The sequence below is a fragment of the Virgibacillus sp. LDC-1 genome (assembly GCF_030137545.1).
In the GTDB taxonomy this organism is placed as follows: domain Bacteria; phylum Bacillota; class Bacilli; order Bacillales; family Amphibacillaceae; genus LDC-1.
This window is the reverse complement of record NZ_JARUVL010000014.1, coordinates 1-18,217: the sequence shown is the minus strand read 5'-3', so window position 1 is coordinate 18,217 and position 18,217 is coordinate 1. Positions and strand designations below refer to the sequence as shown.

The window sequence follows — 18,217 nt, the reverse complement described above, 5'->3', positions numbered from 1 at the left end:
AAGCACTTTTTTATCCTTATAATTGATGTGCATTATAAATGGGGAAATGCCCATTTGCATATTTTTTTATCAAATAAGCAAGCATTGGATAAAATAAAACAATGAATATTGCATTCCCGATTGCATGGTTTGTATCAAATGGAAGTCCTACGATATAGTAAGCCCAAAACATCTGACCAGAGATTTGATAATTTGTTAAGGAAATGATAAATCCATACAAATATCCACTAAAAACTGCGAATAACACGATGACAAATAAAGGGATGCGTTTCGGGAACTTACCGAGCAATCCACTAAGTATGCCAATTATCCCCCAAGAAACGATTTGCCAAATCGTCCAAATGCCTGTACCGAGAATCATATTAGACAAAAATGTAACGAGAAACGCCATGAGAAGTGCGGAAAAAGGTCCTAAAAGCATTCCACATATAATAATAATTGCAGTAGCAGGCTGGATATTCGGCAGAAAAGTAAATACGATTCGCCCTACAATAGCCAATGCAGCTAAAATTGCTAATAATGTAAGTTTATAAATGTTCACCTAAATCATTCCCATGATTGTAAATCAAGCGTTACTTTGTCACCTGGTTTAAGCTTATACTCAGCAGCACCAACATTAGCCATTTCTCCATTTACGGAATACATCCAAGCTTTTTTCTCATCTTTTTTTGGGGCGATTCCTTCAACAGCGTTAATAAATCCGCCTTCTTCTTCAATTTGGAAGTTTTCCTTTAAGACATCCATTAAAATAGCATCTTCTTTAATTGGGACTTCCTTTTCTGTTATTTGCTCTTTTCCCTTGTCCTTAGAAATTGTAATAACAACTGTTTCTTCTTTTTCTTTGCTGTCACTTTCATTCCCCGATGCTTGCTGTTCTGTTTGATTGGAAGCAGGTTTATTTGATTTTTCCTCGTCAGACGACCCGCAACCAGCTAATAAACTTGCTACAAGCAGTAATGGAAGTAAACGATAAATCCACTTTTGTACCTTCATTGTTTCTCATCCTCCATAATAAAATTATTGAGGAGAAGAGCGTTACTTAAAAAAGCTGACTCCAAAAGAGTCAGCTTTTAACGACATACCTAACTACACAATGATACTTTATTGTCCGTTCGGCTGTCTCAATCGCTTTTCCCTCGAAGCATTGACACAATTGAAATGGCAGGTCTACTGACTTGTGACTAAAGCCTACTCCAAGCCCTTCCCATATGAATGTTCATACAGTGGTAATGCTTGTTTCGATTATCACTTACAGTTGCGAGGACAGCTTCAGCTTTTCACTGAATTCCCTATTAAGTACATTACTGTACACCAATTCCAAACATTGTATTCAATTCAATTTTAATCATAACAGACTTTTTGAAAAATGAACAGATTCTCTACTCTGTTTTTGCCGGAATCTTAAAGGTAAAGGTTGTACCATGTTCTAGCTTACTTTTAACAGATATTGTGCCTTGATGTGCATCAATAATATTTTTAGCAATCGCCAGACCTAATCCAGTACCTTTCTTCTTTTTGTTTCTTGTGCGAGACTTATCCGCTTTATAAAAGCGTTCAAAAACAAACGGAAGGTCTTCTTCTGGAATTCCACTTCCACTATCCTCTACTTCTGCGTGAAAATTGTTTCCATCATAGCGCACAAATAGGCTCACAAATCCATTTTCACTCGTATGTCGAATGGCATTATCAATTAAGTTCGTAAAGACTTGTTCAATGCGATCAGGATCAAAACAACCTATGTCCTGCTGTAATGATGTTTTCAACCTAAGATCAATGTGATTATCGTCTGAAACCCCTTTAAATTTACGCACAATCCGTTTAATATACGGCTCTAGCTCCACCTGCTCTTTATGCAATTGAATATGCCCTGCTTCCATGCGTGCAAGATCGAGTAGCTCATTTACAAGTCTGCTTAAGCGTAGCGATTCTTCATAAATGATTTGTGCAAGCTCGTTTTTTTCCTCTTTCGATTCTGCAATATCATCAACAATCGCTTCGCTATACCCTTGTAGCATAGAAATAGGTGTTCTTAATTCATGCGAAACGTTCGCAATAAAATCCTTTCTGAGCTTGTCCAGTCTTCTTTCTTCAGTCATATCACGAATAACCGCAACTGCTCCTCGAACGTACGATTGATCATATAAAGGGGTCATAATCATAACCCAGCTTCGTCCTTGTAATGTAATTTCTTCAAGTACTTCATTTTCACCTTGAATTACTTCTTTCAAAATCGATTGTAATGGCGTTGGTAGCTTCATTTGACCTTCTTTAAATGGGATATTCATTTCATAGTACCAATCCTCGATAAAGCGATTGGCTGGTGGATTTGTCACAATCATTTCACCTGTTCTACTCAATGTAATCACACCATCCGCCATCGAGCTGACAATACTTGAAAGCTGTTCTTTTTCTTGACGAAGCGCATTTATATGAAATTTAAGCTGCCTTCCCATACGGTTAAAAGCCATTGCTAATTCACCGATTTCGTCATGTGTCAAAATGGGTACTTTCGTATTAAACTCTCCCCGTGTAAGATCAAAGGCGGCTTCACGCATCTTTATAAGTGGTGAGGTGATCCGGGTCGAAAGAAAGAACGCAAAAATCGTCGTCAAAATAATGGCAATTCCTGCTGCTAAGAAAATAATTTGCGTTGTTTCAGCCTTTGTTTGATCCACGACACCAAGGGATTGATAAATGACAACTGCACCATTTCCACCGTCAATTGGAACACCTACGACTAACGCACCCATTTCATCTTCTGGAAGGTCAATTTGTTCTTTAACCTTTTGCCGATTTGCTAATACATGCTGCAAGTTCGCTTCATTTTGAAGCCATGTTTCACTAATGTTAGAAAGATGTGGATCGCTGCTATTTGAAACCCAAACCGATTGATCAGGGAAATAAATAATAATCCTACTTGCCGGATCTTTTACACGCTCTGTTGTTTCAATTGTCAAAGCATGATCATCATACTGCTGCACCATGACAGATACCTTGGTTGCTGTTTGAAGCATATCCTTTTCCGCTTCATCAATATGGAAATTTTCGAAGAATTCCAGTAAAAGAATTGTTAAAATAAATAACACGAAAGAAACTAGCAATAAAATTGTTATTGCTAGTTTACCTACTACGCTTCGCCAAAACATTATTCTTCATCCACCTCAAATTTATAGCCAACACCCCATACGGTTACAATCATTTTAGCAGCGTCTTTTGAAACATTGTTCAGTTTTTCACGAAGCCTTTTTACATGGGTATCGACGGTTCTAAGATCACCAAAAAATTCATACTGCCATACTTCTTTTAAAAGATGCTCGCGATTAAATACTTTATCAGGTGCTTTTGCTAAGAAACAGAGAAGCTCATATTCCTTTGGTGTTAAACTTACCTCTTTTCCATCAGCAGTTACGCGATGTGCATCATGATCAATTGTTAAATGCGGAAAAACAAGAATATCTTTCGCCTGTGTCTCCGTTTCATTATAATTAGATGCAGAGGATCTTCTTAATAGTGCTTTTACGCGAAGCACAACTTCACGTGGGCTAAATGGTTTTACGATATAATCGTCAGTACCTACTTCAAACCCTTGCACTCTGTTTGATTCTTCTCCTTTTGCCGTTAACATGATAACAGGTGTGTTTTTTTCTTTACGCAGCTCCTGACAAACTTCTATCCCATCCATTTCAGGCATCATCAAATCAAGAAGAATAATATCATAATTCTTTTTTAATGCTAATTCTAGTGCTTCTTGTCCATTTTCAGCTTCTTCTATGATAAAATCCTCTCGCTCCAAATACATACGTATTAAGCGGCGAATTCTCTCTTCATCATCAACTACAAGCACTTTCGTTTTTGCTTCCATAAGAGGACCCCCTATTAACGATAAACATTCTATTTCTTAGTATAAACGAAACTGTTAAAAATGTATAAGAAAAAACATGATATCCATGTTGTTTTCCTACTGGACACCATGTTTTTCATTTTTTTAAACCCTACAGCTATTACTTACGCATAGGAGTGTAATCCAGCAAGTAATAGATTCACTCCTATTAAATTAAACATGATAATGGCAAATCCACCTACTGCAAGCCATGCAGAACGTTCCCCGTGCCATCCTCTTGATAGACGTAAATGTAAAAAAGCTGCATAGAAGAACCAGGTTATTAATGCCCATACTTCTTTCGGATCCCAACCCCAAAAACGATCCCATGCTATTTGTGCCCATATGGCTGCAAAAATCAATCCACCTAAAGTAAATACCGGAAATCCAATTGCAACTGCGCGATAGCTTACTTCATCTAACAAATCAGGATTCGCTTTTTTTAATATAGGTTGAATAGCAGCACCAATACGTTTTCTTAATGCTAACCTTGTTAAAAGGTATAGCAATGTTCCTGTAAGGAAAGACCAAATGAGTGTATTAAATTTACGAGGTGCATCCTTACCATGCATCCATTCCGGCGTTTCAAACCATGGCTCCATCGTACCTTGTGTCATTGCTTGTGCTTCTTTAGGGCCAACAATTGGCGGCATATGATAATTAGCAGTTACTTCATTACCGTTTTCAACATAGTTAAACTTAGCTTCATAGCCTGTAATATTAAAGATCACCGTAATGACGCTAAATCCAATAAACAATACTAGCGTATAGAGAATTAGCTCTAACCAGGTTGTACGCTTACTTGACACAGATTGGTCAATTTGGCGAATGAGATATATGAGTCCAGCAACAAAGCTAATTGCTAATATCCCATTCCCTAAAGCAACGGTTGTTACATGAATATATAACCAGTGACTTTGTAGTGACGGAACAAGAGGTGCAATATCTCTTGGAAACATACTTGCATAAGCAATAACAATCATTGCCACTGGAAGCGCAAATAATCCAAGAATTGTAAATCGATATATAAAATAAAGAATAATAAACGCGAGCACCATTGCCATTCCGAAAAATGTAACAAATTCAAACATATTACTTACTGGCGCATGTCCACTAGCCATCCACCTCGTAACGAAATAAACGAGTTGAGCTAAAAATCCAATCACTGTAAGTGAAATACCAATCTTTTCCGCAAGCCCTTTTTGATTGCTATTTTTGTTTTGTTTGATCGTTGCTCCGAAAAATGCCGTTGCAATCAAGTATAAAATAAAAGCAGTATAGAGCATCGTACTACTTATTTCTAGTAAGTTCCCCATCCAAACTCCTCCTTAAAAGTGAGTGCTATTTATCTAATTCTTGTTGATCACTTACATTATTTACAGATGTATTGGCAATTGCTTTTTCAATATCTTTCTTTAGTCCAAACCAATTTTTATTCGTATGTGCCGCTAATAACAATGTATTTTGATTTGGATGAATCCATATGCGGCGATGCTGCCAATACATTCCCTGTATAACCCCAATCATAAATATAAGTGCACCTAATCCAAATAAAGGTAGTGTGTAATCTCGTCGAACAGTTAGTCCACTAGCGTTTCGAACATCAAAATCAGTTATTCCTAGTTTATATTCATTCTCTCCCGTAGCATCGATATTTCTTCCAATACCTGCAAAGCTGATTTCAACATCATCTTTGTTTGGTGGATAAACAAGAAAAACAAATGCAGGGTTGCGCGGATAATTTGTTTTTGATTTTGGCTGTCCATTGTACAATTCATAGTCTGGTAAATAATCATCAATCTTTACGACAAATCCATTATCCAGCTTGTACTCATTCTTTGGATTAGTAAGGTCAATTTGAAACGTATCGATAGCTTTTTCTTCTGGATCATCCGTTTTATGAAGCTTAAAAGACATGCTAGTAAATTCATTTAGCTGATAACCTGCTTGATACAACGTATAGCCATCAAACTTCAATGGGTGATTTAAGCGAATTTCGTCCTCTTTTACCTTTTCTAATTCCTTTGTTGAACCGACAACACCATCATCTTTCACTTTGTAAATAATAGCATTCGTCTGAAAATTACTCGGAATCATTTCGCCTTGTTTCTTGATCGCTTCTTTAAATCTCTCGTCGTTTTCATCATATGTTTCCAATATAAATTTTTTGTTTTCAATAAAATATTCCCCGTCAGTACCAGGAATGACTACTTGCTCTCCTTCACGTACCCAAACATATTGATCAAGATAAAAAAGTGGTGTCGTTCTTAATAATGCTGCGATTAAAATAATAATTAATCCAATATGGTTTACATATGGCCCCCACCTAGAGAATCTCCCTTTCTCTGCAAGGATATGGCCATTATCTTCACTTATTTTATAGCGCTGACGTTGGAGCTCGGTTTTTAATTGTTCTACTTCATCATCTGACACGTTGTCTGTTTCACTATAAAAGCGTTGACGACTAATAAACGTTTTATGACGCTTGGGTTTTTGTCTTTTTAGTGCCTTATACAATGGCACAAATCGATCTAAACTACAAATTACAAGTGAAACGCCAATTAATGCGATTAAAAGCATGTACCACCATGAACTATAAAGATTATGAAGACCTAGCTGATAAAAAATTTTACCGAAAATGCCATAACGATCTTCATAGAATACTGCTGGATCACGAGAAATCGCATCAGTAGGTATGTATTGTTGTTGTGGATAGATAGTTCCTATTGCTGATGCAATTAAAGCGATGACAATTAACCATACACCAACTTTAACTGATGAAAAAAAAGCCCAAGTTTTATCGATAAATGACTTATTGTACGTTTGCGATCGTCTTGCAGTCCCGTCATAACGCATATTTAATAATTTTTTCGTATCATTACCATCGATATGCTGATTTTTCTCAATAGGCTTCCCACATGCTTCACAAAGAACTGTCCCCTCTGGATTTACATGACCACATTCACACTTAATGTTATTCATCTATATCTCTCCATCCTTATCAGTTTGAAGGTGGTTGGATGTCCTTTAAATGCCCTTCTAATTTTTCTAATGTTAGGGCACCCTCCACCTTCTCAATAATTACCCCTTCTGGATTGATAAAATAAGTAGTAGGAATTGGGCCGATTTTATATAATTCTCTGACTAAGCTTTTGTTGTCAAAAGGAATTGGAAATGTAAGATCATATTTTTCAATAAATTTTTCAACAACAAATTCTGTTGCATCTAAACTTACCGCAATAATTTCTACCCCTTTATCCTTATATTCTGGATATAGTTTTTGCATATAAGGCATTTCCTCTTCACACGGCTTACACCAAGTTCCCCAAAAATTTAACATGACCCCTTTTCCTTTAAAATCACTTAATTGCACCGATTCAAGCTCATTAAATTGGTTGACTTGTTGAAGTTTAAAATCTGGTGCTTCATCTCCTACCCCATAAATTGCTTTATCCTTCTGAAAATTAGCGACCAATGCATATACAATTGCGGCAAGCAAGATCACCAAAATGATTGACCGGAAAATAAGCCGGTTCCTCTTTTTCCCCTTTTTAGTAGCCTTTATTTGATCTAAGCTCATTGAAAATCACTCCTCGCACCATTATACCATTTTGCCATAGTGTTAATTATGACTATTATTTAACATTTTTTGCCGCTAGATTATACATTTGTTTTACTTCTTTAGGAGTGAGTGTGCGATATGCTCCTGGTTGAAGGCCTTGTAAATTTAATAAACCATATTTTTCTCTTCGCAGTTTAACAACTGGAAAGCCCAATTGCTCCATCATCCTTCGAACATGTCGATTTTTTCCTTCTTGTAAAGTTAATTCAAGTAGCATTGTATTTTTGCGTTTATCAACAGAAAGAATTGTGTAATTTTTAATCTTTAATAAATCCTTTTTATCTCGAACCCCTTTACGGAGCTTTGCTAAATCAAGTTTACTTGGAATACCCTTTATTTTAGCTACATATACTTTTTCAACCCCGTGTTTTGGGTGCATTAATAAATTTGCAAATTCGCCATCATTCGTTAATAGTAAAATTCCTGAAGTATCGTAATCCAGTCTCCCGATTGGAAAAACTCTTTCTTCAATCTCTGGTAGTAGATCAGTAACAACCTTGCGATCCTTATCATCTTTCACACTGGAGATCACACCCCGTGGCTTATAAAGCAAATAATAAACAGGAGCTTCTTTTTCTAGCTTTACACCATTAACTTCTATCACATCTTGATGTGAAACTTTTATACCTAACTCGGTAACAACCTTTCCATTAACTTTTACTTTTCCTTCCGTGATCAAGGTTTCTGCTTTTCTTCTAGAAGTAACACCACTCTGAGCAATTACCTTCTGCAGTCTTTCTAGTGTATTTGTCATTATATCACCTAATATCCTTTTGATTGTTTCCTATCGTTTATCCATAATGGAAGTTAACTATTCGTCAACATAAATAATAGCGTTAACGAATTGTTAACGCTAGTTATACGTACTATCCAAAAATGAGTGTAACGATAACCACTGATGCTAGTATACCAATGAGATCGGCTAATAGTCCAACCTTAAGTGCATACCCCATTTTTCGGATTCCGATTGCCCCAAAATATACGGTTAAAATATAGAGTGTTGTATCGGTACTTCCTTGCATGGTGGATGCTAGTCTTCCAATAAACGAATCGGGCCCATGTGTAGAAATAAGTTCAGTTGTCATACCTAGGGCTGCTGTTCCTGAAATGGGGCGAACAAGTGCCAATGGGATAATATCTGGTGGAATACCAATTAAAGCTAATAATGGCGTAATAAGTTCGATGAATGCTTCAAGTGCACCAGAGCTTCTAAGTATCGAAATGGAAACAATCATCCCAACTAAAAATGGCAATAAAGATACTGCCATTTTGATACCTTCTTTACCTCCTTCTACAAACAGTTCATAGGAAGGTATTTTTTTCCACGTGGCGGTGAGTAGAATGAGTAAAAGGATAAAGGGAATAAGCCAAGCACTAACCGTCGTTATGAAACTCATCTTAATTCCTCCGTATACTTCGATAATAGAATATACGATCAATTATTAAAGCACTTATTGTTGAAATAACCGTTGCTATAATCGTTGTCCCTACTATCTCTGTTGGTGCCATCGAATCATATTGCATTCGAATTGCGATTACTGTAGTTGGAATAATCGTTAGGCTAGACGTATTCATCGCTAAAAATGTAATCATAGATCTTGAAGCGCGGTCTGAGCCACCGGACAACTCCTTCATTTGTTCCATTGCTTTAATACCCATTGGTGTTGCTGCATTTCCGAGACCAAACATATTTGCTGTAAAATTTGATAAAATATAGCCAATTGCAGGATGGTCGCTTGGAATATCAGGAAAAATCTTAAGTACAATCGGTCGAAACAATTTAGCGAGCCCGTTCAAGATTCCTGCTTTTTCAGCGATGCGCATCATACCCAACCAAAAGACAAGTGTACTTATTAATGTGATAGATAGGGAAACGGCATCCTCGGCACTAGTAAAAATCGCTTTATTTACATCATCCATTGTGCCATTGAACATAGCATAAAGAATGCCTATGATCGCCATTGCCGCCCAAATAAGATTGACCATATTACTCAACCCTCATAATTTGCTTTATAACGACAGATAAAGTTTTTGTAAATGTCTCTTCATCTGCTGTTCGAATGGAAGCATGAATCGGTACCTCTCCGATTTCTTTTTCATTCAAATAGTAAATCGTTTTCCCTATCGCTATTTGGTGATTCCGGTTTTCTTTCCTTAATAGAAACGATTTCTTTTTGATGTTGTTCTTTTCTTGTTCATCTAGTGGATAGAAAATAGCGTCTTTAATCGCCCCTTCGACGATCTCTTTATTTAGCTTGTACAATTGCAAACCCGTTTCATCTAGCTTTTCTAAATCATAATTCGAATATCCCCACTCGTATAAAGAAATGTGATCATTCCAATCATCTGGGGCGTTAAATGTAACTGCAATAAGATCCATGTTTTCCTTTTTCGCAGATGATACTAATGTTCTTCCAGCTATTTTCGTATATCCAGTTTTTCCTCCGGTGCAAAAGTCATAATAGCGTGTTAATAGTTTATTTTTGTTCCGCCATGCGTAAGTTCTTTTCTCTGACTTATAACTCTCTGTGCTTGAAATTTTTCGAAAGGTTTTATTGTCCATCGCGTATTTCATGAGTAAGGCCATATCATAGGCTGTTGAATAATGATTGTCCGAGTGCAGTCCATGGGGATTTTCAAAATGTGTATTTGTCATCCCTAACCAACGTGCTTTTTCATTCATTAAATAAACAAAGCCTTCCATACTACCGCCGATATGTTCTCCAATCGCTACTGCTGCATCATTACCAGATCGAAGCATTAACCCATACAAAAGATCTTCAATCGACATTTTCTCTCCTTGCTCTAAATAAATGGATGAGCCTTCCGTATAGATTGCTCTCCTGCTAGCCTTTGCTATCTCGTCCATTTTTCCAGATTCAATAGCAACTATTGCTGTCATTATTTTCGTTATACTAGCAATTGGTTGTTTTTCATGCGCTTTTTTTTCATACAATACTCTTCCGCTAGATTGTTCCATTAGGATGGCGTTATTTGCAGACACCATTGGTCTAGCTTGTCCATGAACAGTTGAAACTAATGTAAAAAATAACACGATTAAAATCGAAACATATCGCATAGCCGGTGTCCCTCCAGATCAATATATCTGTACATTCTATGCAATAATATGTAGGATATGCGTAAACATTATTCCTTCCAAAATAAGGTCCAAACCATTCTGCACACAAAAAAGCTCTTCCTAAATTAGGAAGAGCTTGATGATAGTTCATTTTCTTCGATTTGCTCCTGAAAGCGTTCAAAAAATAAATCAGCTTCTTGTTCAATAGACTCTGTATCAACTTGCTCTGGTAATGGAGGTAATTCCTGTATGGATGTAAGCCCAAAAAAGGTTAAGAAGTCTTTACTCGTCCCAAAAAGCACCGGTCGTCCGACTCCTTCTTTTCTTCCAACTTCTTCGATAAAGGATCTCGCGAGCAACGTTTGTACGGATCGATCACTTTTCACTCCGCGAATTTCATCTATTTCTGTCCGAGTTATCGGCTGCTTATATGCAATAATTGCTAACGTTTCTAACGCTGCTTGCGACATTCGCTGTGTATTAGGCGTCTCTAATAACCTTTTATGAAATAGACTATGCTCTGGTTTTGTACTCAAGTGAAACACTTGATGTGATTCCATTATCATAATACCTCGATTGGAATGATCGTAGTCATATTTTAATTCTTCTATTAAATGTTCTACAGATGATTGCGATATTTCTAGAATCGTTGCCATTTGTTTGATTGTAAGACCATCATCTCCACTAGCGAACAATAACCCTTCTAGTATTGCTTTGTAATTCGTCACTTCCACCTACTATCATCCTCTACTTTACTTATTATGATTGCTTTAAACCTACTTTGTAGTATGTAATTAATAAGGAATCAAAATTTTTTTCTTGCATACAATGTACTTCTTTTTTCTTCATCAGCTCAAGTATTGCCATGAAAGTAACAACAATGTGCGACCGAGAATGATAAGGAAATAGCTGATCGAACAAAACAGGCTCAGAAGTTTGTTTAACAATTGTAAGTACTTCATCCATTCGTTGTTCAATAGAAATATCAGTTCTTTGTATCTTTGTATCAAGTGGCTCATTCCACTTTTTTCGTTCGAACATTTTCCCTAATGCAGAAATCAAATCGTATACGGATACATCGCCTTTTTCAACGGGTGGTTTAATATCTATATCTTGAAACACAACTGGCGGTCTTGTAAATATTTGATTTGCATCAATCTCTTTTTCCTTTAATGCTTCTGCTGCATTTTTAAATTTTCGATATTCAATTAATCGTTGCATCAGTTCTTCGCGTGGATCCTCTTCATATTCATCAATCTCATCCAAGACTTCCTGTTTTGGCAATAGCATCTGACTTTTAATTGCAAGTAAAGTTGCAGCCATGACAAGATACTCACTAGCAATATTCAACTCCAGCTTTTGCATCGTATGTATATAATGCATATATTGCTCTGTTATTTGGGCAACTGGTATATCATAAATATCAATTTCATAGCGGTTAATTAAATGCAACAATAAATCGAGTGGCCCTTCAAATGTCTCCAGCTTAACCTTATATGCTTGATCCATGGATTACGCCCCTTCACTCTAAAAAAGTAATTAATTATCATAAACGCCTATACAAAAAAAGCAAATCCAACATAAATTAATAACGTAAGATAAATGTTACCATAAAACATTTATGTTAAGAAGAAAAAGGAGGAATCTCATTATGGGTGCAGGATATGGTTATGGTGGAGGTTTTGCGTTAATCGTTGTATTATTTATTCTTTTAGTAATCGTTGGTGCTGCTTGGTTTTAATATAAATAAAGCAGGCTAACGAATTGCTGCTTTCTCATTAATGAATTAGGAGCAAAAACCCGGTCTTAAAATAGGGACCGGGTTTTCTCATATTTCATCATTAGTCTCACATTTTTGATAAAACTGATTCGTACGTTCGTTTGCACAAACGGTATATTTCTCCTGATACATTTGATGGATTTCATTGACCATCTTTTTCCCGATTCCGGCATTACGATGAGATGGATTAACGGAAATGTGCTGGATAATTGCTTTTCCACCAGCTTCAATTTTCAACCCGATAGCACCTAATACATCATCTTCTTTCCAAAGATAAAGGTGCCAATCTGGATTCGTCTCATATTCTTTAATTGTCTCTTGAAGCTTTTTTATATCTTTTCCTTCTTGCATAAAAGATAGTAGCCCCATTGCAATTTTTTCAAAGTTTTTTTTAAAGCGTATTAACATAACTATCCCTCATTATAAATAACTTAGAGATATTGACCATACCTTTATTACTTGAGAACCTTAAACAATCAGATCTCCACATTAAAGAACAAATAGGAACCAATAAGCTATTCCCCATCCAAGTGCAACAAGCAAAAGGATAATTAACAGTAAGATGTTCTTTTTTCGCAAATTCAATTTTTACCATTCCTTTATAAGCATTGCCATAATTATCGTTATCATACCATACTATTCATAAATTGTGTTGCTATTCTTTAAATATTAGCTTAAATAAGATATAACCGTCCGACTTTTTATCCTTTCGTTTAAATGGAATCAAATTAATAATCCCAATCCATAGATTAAACAAAAGAAAAAGCAGGAGGATCTCATTTGGATAGATTCCCATCAATAGACCGACAACGAATGCACAGAGTATGCTAAAAAACGGACCACCAATTGTGATAATCGCCATTTCAAACGGTCGATATGGTATAGAGCGCACATTTGTTGCCATCCCACCTAAAAAATAAAAAAGATGAATGGTAACTGTTACCCTTCTTAAAGAAAATGTTGCAATGGGTTTCCCTATTCCAATCGAAAGCAACATATGATCAGCTCCAGTAATTCTTGCGCCAATCATATGTCCACATTCATGAATTGTATTGCTTATAGGTGCAATAAGCAGAATGAAAAGAAGAATAAAGAGAAGGGTTGTCATATCAGCGGGTTATTCTGCCTCAACCCGTATTTCTTTCATGACATCACCATTATTCATTGCCTTTACTGTATCCATTCCTGAATTTACTTGACCAAAAACTGTGTGTACACCATCTAGATGTGGTTGAGGCTCGTGCACAATAAAGAACTGACAACTACCAGTATCCTTGCCAGCATGTGCCATAGATAAAGAACCAGCAACATGCTTATGTGGATTTCCTGCAGTTTCACAATTTATTGTATAGCCTGCAGATCCTGTCCCATTACCTACTGGGCAACCACCTTGGCTAACAAAGCCAGGAATGACACGGTGAAAAGTTAATCCATCATAAAATTTATCATTTGCTAGCTTTTCAAAGTTACTTACCGTATTAGGTGCTGCATCTTCAAATAATTCAAATTCTATCTTTTCTCCAGTTTCCATTAAAATATAACCTTTTTTCATCTTCAATCTTTCCTTTTTCGTTTATTTATAAATCATGTTTATGTTACCACTATTAGCTTGAAAATTAAACAATGAAATCTTATATATAAGGCAAATCGTTTTGAACAACATCTTCGTATGATTCACGACGAATGACTAAAGCTGACTTTCCTTCCTCTACAAAAACTACTGCTGGTTTTGCAAATCGATTATAATGATTTGCCATGGAATATCCGTAGGCACCGGTAGAAAAAACAGCTAAAATATCGCCAGAATCAACCTTTGGTAAGCTGAGGTCCCATATTAACATATCTCCTGATTCACAGCATTTCCCTGCTACTGAAACAGTTTCTGTGTTTTCATCTACTACTCGATTTGCAAGAACTGCCTCATATTTCGCTTGATACAAGGAAGGGCGTAAATTATCAGTCATTCCTCCATCTACGGAAATATACTTTCGGACTCCAGGGATATCTTTTGTTGCACCAATCGTGTATAGCGTAATCCCTGCATCACCAACGATTGATCTACCAGGTTCTATCCAAATCTCAGGCATGGGTAGTTGCAATTGCTCTGCCTGTTTACGTACTGTATCTATGATTGCTTCTACATAGACAGGTAAAGAAGTCGGTTGATCCGCTTCTGTATAACGTATACCAAATCCACCGCCTAAATTGAGAACATTAGGTGCGTATCCGTATTTTTTATGCCACGATTTTAATTCTTTAAATAATACAGAAGCAGCAAAAGTAAATCGCTCTGTTTCAAATATTTGTGAACCAATATGACAATGAATTCCCTGAAGTTTAATGTGATTGAGCTCCTGTACTTTCTGAAATGCTTGTTCTGCTTGTCCATTACCTACGTTAAAACCAAATTTTGAATCCTCATTACCGGTCATTATATATTGATGTGTATCAGATTCAATTCCTGGTGTAACGCGTAATAATACATTCATTTCTTTATTGTATTCCTTTAGAAGCCGTTCGAGTAAATCAATTTCATGAAAGTTATCTACAATAACGCAACCAATATTGTTTTCTATTGCCATGATTAACTCTCGTTCACTTTTGTTATTTCCATGAAAATGAATTTTTTCGACAGGAAAATCTGCTTGTAAAGCTGTATAAAGCTCTCCCTCTGAAACTACATCAATGGAAAGTCCTTCCTGCTTCATTACTTGTAAAATTGCAATCGAAGAAAATGCCTTACTTGCATATGCAACTTCTGCTTTTACACCATGTTTTTTAAATGTATTTACAAAAGAACGACAATGCTTCCGAATTAAACCAACATCATAGACAAACAACGGTGAACCAAATTCTTTAATTAATTCAATTGTATCTAATCCACCAATCATTAAATGGTTTTCTTTATTTATCTCAAAAGGAAAATTTTTTATTGACATGGCAATCCTCCGTATGACTTTTTTGAATAAAAACACTTTACCACACAATATTCTAAAACAAAAGAATTTTTATTATGTGGATAAAAGATAGTTAAACAAAAACACGGCTTATTTGCCGTGTTTTGCAGCTATTATTTTCTGTTTCTTTTAACGGGTTGACTATATTCATCTTTTGGATGAACTATACTAGGGCGTCTGTTTAATAAAGGTGTCGGTAACCTTAAAATAAACCGGAATAAAGCATTAGCATTAAATGGAATAAATGGCCATAAATATGGTGTTTTAAATGCATTTAAGCTGATTAAAAATAAAAGGCTAATCGTAACGCCTACGACAAATCCTGGAACACCGAATATAGCCGTCGTTATAACAAGAAAAAGCTTCATAATTTTGTTTGCAACACTCAATTCATAGCTTGGCGTTACATAGGAACCAATCGTACTAATCGCAACATATAGAATTACCTCTGGACTAAATAATCCAACATCTACTGCAATTTGTCCAATTAGCACTGCGGCTACTAGACCTAAAGCTGTAGCTAATGGTGTAGGTGTATGGACTGCGGCCATACGTAGAAATTCTACTCCTATTTCTGCGAAAATAATTTGTAAATAGATAGCCACATTTCCTTCTTCATTCGGACCTATGAATGATAATGATTTAGGTAGTAAGGAAGGATCCATTGTAAAAAGTAGCCAAAGTGGTAATAAATATAACGATGATAAAACAGCTAATAATCTTATCCATCGAATAAAAGTCCCTACCGCTGGAGATTGTCTCATTTCTTCAGCGTGTTCCAGACAATTGAAAAAAGTAGTCGGTAAAATAATAATACTAGGAGAAGTGTCAACATAAATAAGTACATGCCCATCTAATAATTGACGCGCCGCTACATCAGGTCGTTCTGTATATTTAACCATTGGAAATGGGTTCCACTTTCCACCAAGAATAAATTCTTCTAACGTTTTATCAGCCATTGGAATTCCGTCAACATCAATCGCACTAATTTTTTCTTTTGCATACTGTACAAACTCATCATCGGCAACATCCTGTAAGTAACTAATACAAATATCTGTTTTAGAACGCTCCCCAACCTTCATTACTTCATTTCGAAGACGCTCATCTCGAATTCGTCTCCGCGTCAATGCTGTATTCTCGACAATATTTTCTGTAAATCCATCTCGAGAGCCACGTATTACTCGTTCAGTATCTGGCTCATCAGGAGTTCTTCCTGGATAATGACGCACGTCCAATACAAAAGAATAGGAAAGACCATTTACAAAGATAGCGACAAGTCCAGAAAGCACTTGATCAACAACTTCATCCATGGTTTTTACCTTTTCTACTTGTTCATGAACTAAACGATTTTCTATAATTTCTGCCGCTTTCTTTTCTTGTACTTCGTGATCATTTATATTAACTAGTTCTTGCATTAATTGCACAATAATTGAGCTATCTACTAGTCCATTAACATAATAAAGTTGTACTTTCGTTTTTAAAATAACAATTTCTCGCATTCCAAAATCAAACGACTTTCCAAGACCAGCTTTTCTTTTCATGTAAGCTTCTACATTTTCTGTTTTTTGTGGAACGACTGTAGCTTGCACGTTTTATTTCACTCCAATCGATACTATAATCTTTCGAGAATTAACCATTGAAATAATGATCCAATTATTTTTCCAAATACAACGGCCATAACTAACCACAATAGATACCCTTGTATACCAATTCTTTTTGTTAATATCGGAAATACATTTAGTACCTCAGTTAACGCTGCCGCAAGCATTCCATTAAAAACTCCATGCAGTGCACCCCACAAAAGGAGTAATATAATCGATTGCTTTGAAACGATATCTGTAAATGATAAATACGTTCCAAATAAAGCCCCAGCAATAGCACAAATTCCGTACAATTGCACGAGGTGATAATTGTTTGCTAATTGTATTAGCCTTGGAATTACTCCTAACACCGTTAAAAAAGCAACAAAACCAGAACCGACAGCAATCCCACTAGCAAAGCCGATAATGACTTCAGTTAACTTAATGAGGAGAACGGTGTTCATCGATTATGTTTTCGTGATGACCAATATAATTATCAATGGATTGCTGGTAATTAAAAATTTCAACTTCTAACGGACTTGGTTCTTCATTGAATCGCTTATTAAACCAATGATTAAAAAACAAAAGCATTCCTGCTCCTAAACCGAAAGAATATGGAATCTGGAGCCATAACGGATATTTTGTATATTCTCCTGTCAGTAAATAATGAATCCGCTGCTGAACGACCTGCATACTTACATCATAATGAAAGTTCACAATCGTCATCGCTGTTCCAATGAAGAGAATAATCCAAGCAAAGGCTGTAAGTAAGATGGAGGAATGTTTCCGTACTTTATGAACACGAATAACTGTATTTGTTGGTCCAATTAATTGAATCTCAATCTCGTTAAACTGTGTTGTTAAATGTTCGACGATTAGAAAGCTATCAATCACAACAAGATTATTATCTTTTTTTGTAATGCGATATATTGGCATGTTCTCCAACCTTGATTTTAAGTCATGTGATAAAGTTGAAAGATAAGCGATATCCTTTAATCGTATTTCTCGCATATCTTTTATATCGAGGTTCTTTTTCATCCGTATATAAACAAGCTGCTTCATCACAGTCCCTCCTTTTACATCTGTACTTCCTTCTTATTATTCGTTGATTCCTAAATTTTATAAGTGTTATCTGAAAAATGCTCTATATTAGTTCAATTAATACCAACTGAAAATTGCATTATTATTTATTTCACAAAGTAACTATCCGCCCGTAAAACGGGCGGTTTTAGTTTCGCCCTATAAGGGCACTTTACCAACGAGGCCCCTAAAGGGGCTTCGAAATTGACCGTCAACCGTTTATATTCCTATCTATTTTT

At 36.0% G+C, this 18,217-nt stretch carries 21 protein-coding genes and 1 riboswitch; of the genes, 1 reads left to right on the top strand and 20 read right to left on the bottom strand.

Annotated elements, in window-relative coordinates:
* Positions 1-16 precede the first annotated feature (16 nt).
* The 13 genes from QBK89_RS11810 to QBK89_RS11750 all read right to left on the bottom strand — a co-directional run bounded on the left by QBK89_RS11810 (position 17) and on the right by QBK89_RS11750 (position 12,090).
* A complete protein-coding gene (locus QBK89_RS11810; protein WP_284141258.1) occupies positions 17-541 on the bottom strand; it encodes an ECF transporter S component in 525 nt (174 codons plus the stop codon).
* Between the two features lie 5 nt (positions 542-546).
* Positions 547-993 carry a DUF4430 domain-containing protein gene (locus QBK89_RS11805; RefSeq protein WP_284141257.1) on the bottom strand — a complete coding sequence of 149 codons (447 nt, stop codon included), beginning with the start codon at positions 991-993 and terminating at the stop codon, positions 547-549.
* Positions 994-1,143: 150 nt separating this feature from the next.
* A riboswitch (cobalamin riboswitch) is annotated at positions 1,144-1,331 on the bottom strand.
* A gap of 48 nt (positions 1,332-1,379) precedes the next feature.
* Positions 1,380-3,146, bottom strand: a complete 1,767-nt coding sequence (locus tag QBK89_RS11800) for an ATP-binding protein (protein WP_284141256.1) — start codon at positions 3,144-3,146, stop codon at positions 1,380-1,382.
* The gene (locus tag QBK89_RS11795) at positions 3,146-3,862 is read right to left on the bottom strand and encodes a response regulator transcription factor (protein ID WP_284141255.1); all 717 of its coding nucleotides are present in this window, start codon (positions 3,860-3,862) and stop codon (positions 3,146-3,148) included. The genes QBK89_RS11800 and QBK89_RS11795 overlap by 1 nt, the downstream gene beginning before the upstream one ends.
* A 143-nt stretch (positions 3,863-4,005) precedes the next feature.
* Positions 4,006-5,196 (bottom strand): c-type cytochrome biogenesis protein CcsB, encoded by a 1,191-nt coding sequence (ccsB, locus tag QBK89_RS11790; RefSeq protein ID WP_284141254.1) that lies wholly within the window; start codon positions 5,194-5,196, stop codon positions 4,006-4,008.
* Between the two features lie 25 nt (positions 5,197-5,221).
* Positions 5,222-6,862: a cytochrome c biogenesis protein ResB gene (gene resB / locus QBK89_RS11785; RefSeq protein ID WP_284141253.1), complete on the bottom strand. Its 1,641-nt coding sequence runs from the start codon at positions 6,860-6,862 to the stop codon at positions 5,222-5,224.
* 19 nt (positions 6,863-6,881) lie between these two features.
* Complete coding sequence (gene resA, locus QBK89_RS11780) at positions 6,882-7,460, bottom strand: thiol-disulfide oxidoreductase ResA (RefSeq protein WP_284141252.1); 579 nt, start codon at positions 7,458-7,460, stop codon at positions 6,882-6,884.
* Between the two features lie 55 nt (positions 7,461-7,515).
* Complete coding sequence (locus tag QBK89_RS11775) at positions 7,516-8,256, bottom strand: pseudouridine synthase (protein WP_284141251.1); 741 nt, start codon at positions 8,254-8,256, stop codon at positions 7,516-7,518.
* Between the two features lie 112 nt (positions 8,257-8,368).
* A complete protein-coding gene (locus QBK89_RS11770; RefSeq protein WP_284141250.1) occupies positions 8,369-8,899 on the bottom strand; it encodes a spore maturation protein in 531 nt (176 codons plus the stop codon).
* Between the two features lies 1 nt (position 8,900).
* Positions 8,901-9,488, bottom strand: coding sequence for a nucleoside recognition domain-containing protein (locus QBK89_RS11765; RefSeq protein WP_284141249.1), 588 nt, complete (start codon positions 9,486-9,488; stop codon positions 8,901-8,903).
* 1 nt (position 9,489) lies between these two features.
* The gene (locus QBK89_RS11760; RefSeq protein WP_284141248.1) at positions 9,490-10,581 is read right to left on the bottom strand and encodes a D-alanyl-D-alanine carboxypeptidase family protein; all 1,092 of its coding nucleotides are present in this window, start codon (positions 10,579-10,581) and stop codon (positions 9,490-9,492) included.
* 125 nt (positions 10,582-10,706) lie between these two features.
* A complete protein-coding gene (gene scpB / locus QBK89_RS11755; protein WP_284141247.1) occupies positions 10,707-11,315 on the bottom strand; it encodes an SMC-Scp complex subunit ScpB in 609 nt (202 codons plus the stop codon).
* Between the two features lie 25 nt (positions 11,316-11,340).
* Positions 11,341-12,090 (bottom strand): segregation/condensation protein A, encoded by a 750-nt coding sequence (locus QBK89_RS11750; RefSeq protein WP_284141246.1) that lies wholly within the window; start codon positions 12,088-12,090, stop codon positions 11,341-11,343.
* A gap of 142 nt (positions 12,091-12,232) precedes the next feature.
* Here QBK89_RS11750 and QBK89_RS11745 point away from each other — a divergent pair, with 142 nt between their 5' ends.
* On the top strand, positions 12,233-12,322 hold the full coding sequence (locus tag QBK89_RS11745; protein WP_284141245.1) for a YjcZ family sporulation protein: 90 nt from the start codon (positions 12,233-12,235) through the stop codon (positions 12,320-12,322).
* An 87-nt stretch (positions 12,323-12,409) separates the two neighbouring features.
* On the opposite strand, the gene QBK89_RS11740 is transcribed toward QBK89_RS11745, so the two are convergent.
* The 7 genes from QBK89_RS11740 to QBK89_RS11710 form a co-directional block, all read right to left on the bottom strand.
* The gene (locus QBK89_RS11740; RefSeq protein ID WP_284141244.1) at positions 12,410-12,769 is read right to left on the bottom strand and encodes a GNAT family N-acetyltransferase; all 360 of its coding nucleotides are present in this window, start codon (positions 12,767-12,769) and stop codon (positions 12,410-12,412) included.
* A 247-nt stretch (positions 12,770-13,016) separates the two neighbouring features.
* Positions 13,017-13,469, bottom strand: coding sequence for a site-2 protease family protein (locus tag QBK89_RS11735; RefSeq protein ID WP_284141243.1), 453 nt, complete (start codon positions 13,467-13,469; stop codon positions 13,017-13,019).
* A gap of 9 nt (positions 13,470-13,478) precedes the next feature.
* Positions 13,479-13,913, bottom strand: a complete 435-nt coding sequence (locus QBK89_RS11730; RefSeq protein WP_284141242.1) for a peptidylprolyl isomerase — start codon at positions 13,911-13,913, stop codon at positions 13,479-13,481.
* Positions 13,914-13,992: 79 nt separating this feature from the next.
* Positions 13,993-15,300 (bottom strand): diaminopimelate decarboxylase, encoded by a 1,308-nt coding sequence (lysA, locus tag QBK89_RS11725; protein WP_284141241.1) that lies wholly within the window; start codon positions 15,298-15,300, stop codon positions 13,993-13,995.
* Between the two features lie 131 nt (positions 15,301-15,431).
* Positions 15,432-16,859 (bottom strand): spore germination protein, encoded by a 1,428-nt coding sequence (locus QBK89_RS11720; RefSeq protein ID WP_284141321.1) that lies wholly within the window; start codon positions 16,857-16,859, stop codon positions 15,432-15,434.
* 71 nt (positions 16,860-16,930) lie between these two features.
* Positions 16,931-17,362, bottom strand: coding sequence for a stage V sporulation protein AB (locus tag QBK89_RS11715; protein ID WP_284141240.1), 432 nt, complete (start codon positions 17,360-17,362; stop codon positions 16,931-16,933).
* Complete coding sequence (locus QBK89_RS11710) at positions 17,340-17,960, bottom strand: stage V sporulation protein AA (RefSeq protein ID WP_284141239.1); 621 nt, start codon at positions 17,958-17,960, stop codon at positions 17,340-17,342. Before QBK89_RS11710 ends, QBK89_RS11715 begins: the two co-directional genes overlap by 23 nt.
* Positions 17,961-18,217: the final 257 nt, after the last annotated feature.

Bases quoted from the DNA above. Each gene is read 5' to 3' on its own strand.
- QBK89_RS11805 (WP_284141257.1), bottom strand. From the start codon at position 993: ATGAAGGTACAAAAGTGGATTTATCGTTTACTTCCATTACTGCTTGTA.
- QBK89_RS11800 (WP_284141256.1), bottom strand. From the start codon at position 3,146: ATGTTTTGGCGAAGCGTAGTAGGTAAACTAGCAATAACAATTTTATTG.
- QBK89_RS11795 (WP_284141255.1), bottom strand. From the start codon at position 3,862: ATGGAAGCAAAAACGAAAGTGCTTGTAGTTGATGATGAAGAGAGAATT.
- ccsB (WP_284141254.1), bottom strand. From the start codon at position 5,196: ATGGGGAACTTACTAGAAATAAGTAGTACGATGCTCTATACTGCTTTT.
- resB (WP_284141253.1), bottom strand. From the start codon at position 6,862: ATGAATAACATTAAGTGTGAATGTGGTCATGTAAATCCAGAGGGGACA.
- resA (WP_284141252.1), bottom strand. From the start codon at position 7,460: ATGAGCTTAGATCAAATAAAGGCTACTAAAAAGGGGAAAAAGAGGAAC.
- QBK89_RS11775 (WP_284141251.1), bottom strand. From the start codon at position 8,256: ATGACAAATACACTAGAAAGACTGCAGAAGGTAATTGCTCAGAGTGGT.
- QBK89_RS11770 (WP_284141250.1), bottom strand. From the start codon at position 8,899: ATGAGTTTCATAACGACGGTTAGTGCTTGGCTTATTCCCTTTATCCTT.
- QBK89_RS11765 (WP_284141249.1), bottom strand. From the start codon at position 9,488: ATGGTCAATCTTATTTGGGCGGCAATGGCGATCATAGGCATTCTTTAT.
- QBK89_RS11760 (WP_284141248.1), bottom strand. From the start codon at position 10,581: ATGCGATATGTTTCGATTTTAATCGTGTTATTTTTTACATTAGTTTCA.
- QBK89_RS11750 (WP_284141246.1), bottom strand. From the start codon at position 12,090: ATGGATCAAGCATATAAGGTTAAGCTGGAGACATTTGAAGGGCCACTC.
- QBK89_RS11745 (WP_284141245.1), top strand. From the start codon at position 12,233: ATGGGTGCAGGATATGGTTATGGTGGAGGTTTTGCGTTAATCGTTGTA.
- QBK89_RS11740 (WP_284141244.1), bottom strand. From the start codon at position 12,769: ATGTTAATACGCTTTAAAAAAAACTTTGAAAAAATTGCAATGGGGCTA.
- QBK89_RS11735 (WP_284141243.1), bottom strand. From the start codon at position 13,469: ATGACAACCCTTCTCTTTATTCTTCTTTTCATTCTGCTTATTGCACCT.
- QBK89_RS11730 (WP_284141242.1), bottom strand. From the start codon at position 13,913: ATGAAAAAAGGTTATATTTTAATGGAAACTGGAGAAAAGATAGAATTT.
- lysA (WP_284141241.1), bottom strand. From the start codon at position 15,300: ATGTCAATAAAAAATTTTCCTTTTGAGATAAATAAAGAAAACCATTTA.
- QBK89_RS11720 (WP_284141321.1), bottom strand. From the start codon at position 16,859: ATGAAAAGAAAAGCTGGTCTTGGAAAGTCGTTTGATTTTGGAATGCGA.
- QBK89_RS11715 (WP_284141240.1), bottom strand. From the start codon at position 17,362: ATGAACACCGTTCTCCTCATTAAGTTAACTGAAGTCATTATCGGCTTT.
- QBK89_RS11710 (WP_284141239.1), bottom strand. From the start codon at position 17,960: ATGAAGCAGCTTGTTTATATACGGATGAAAAAGAACCTCGATATAAAA.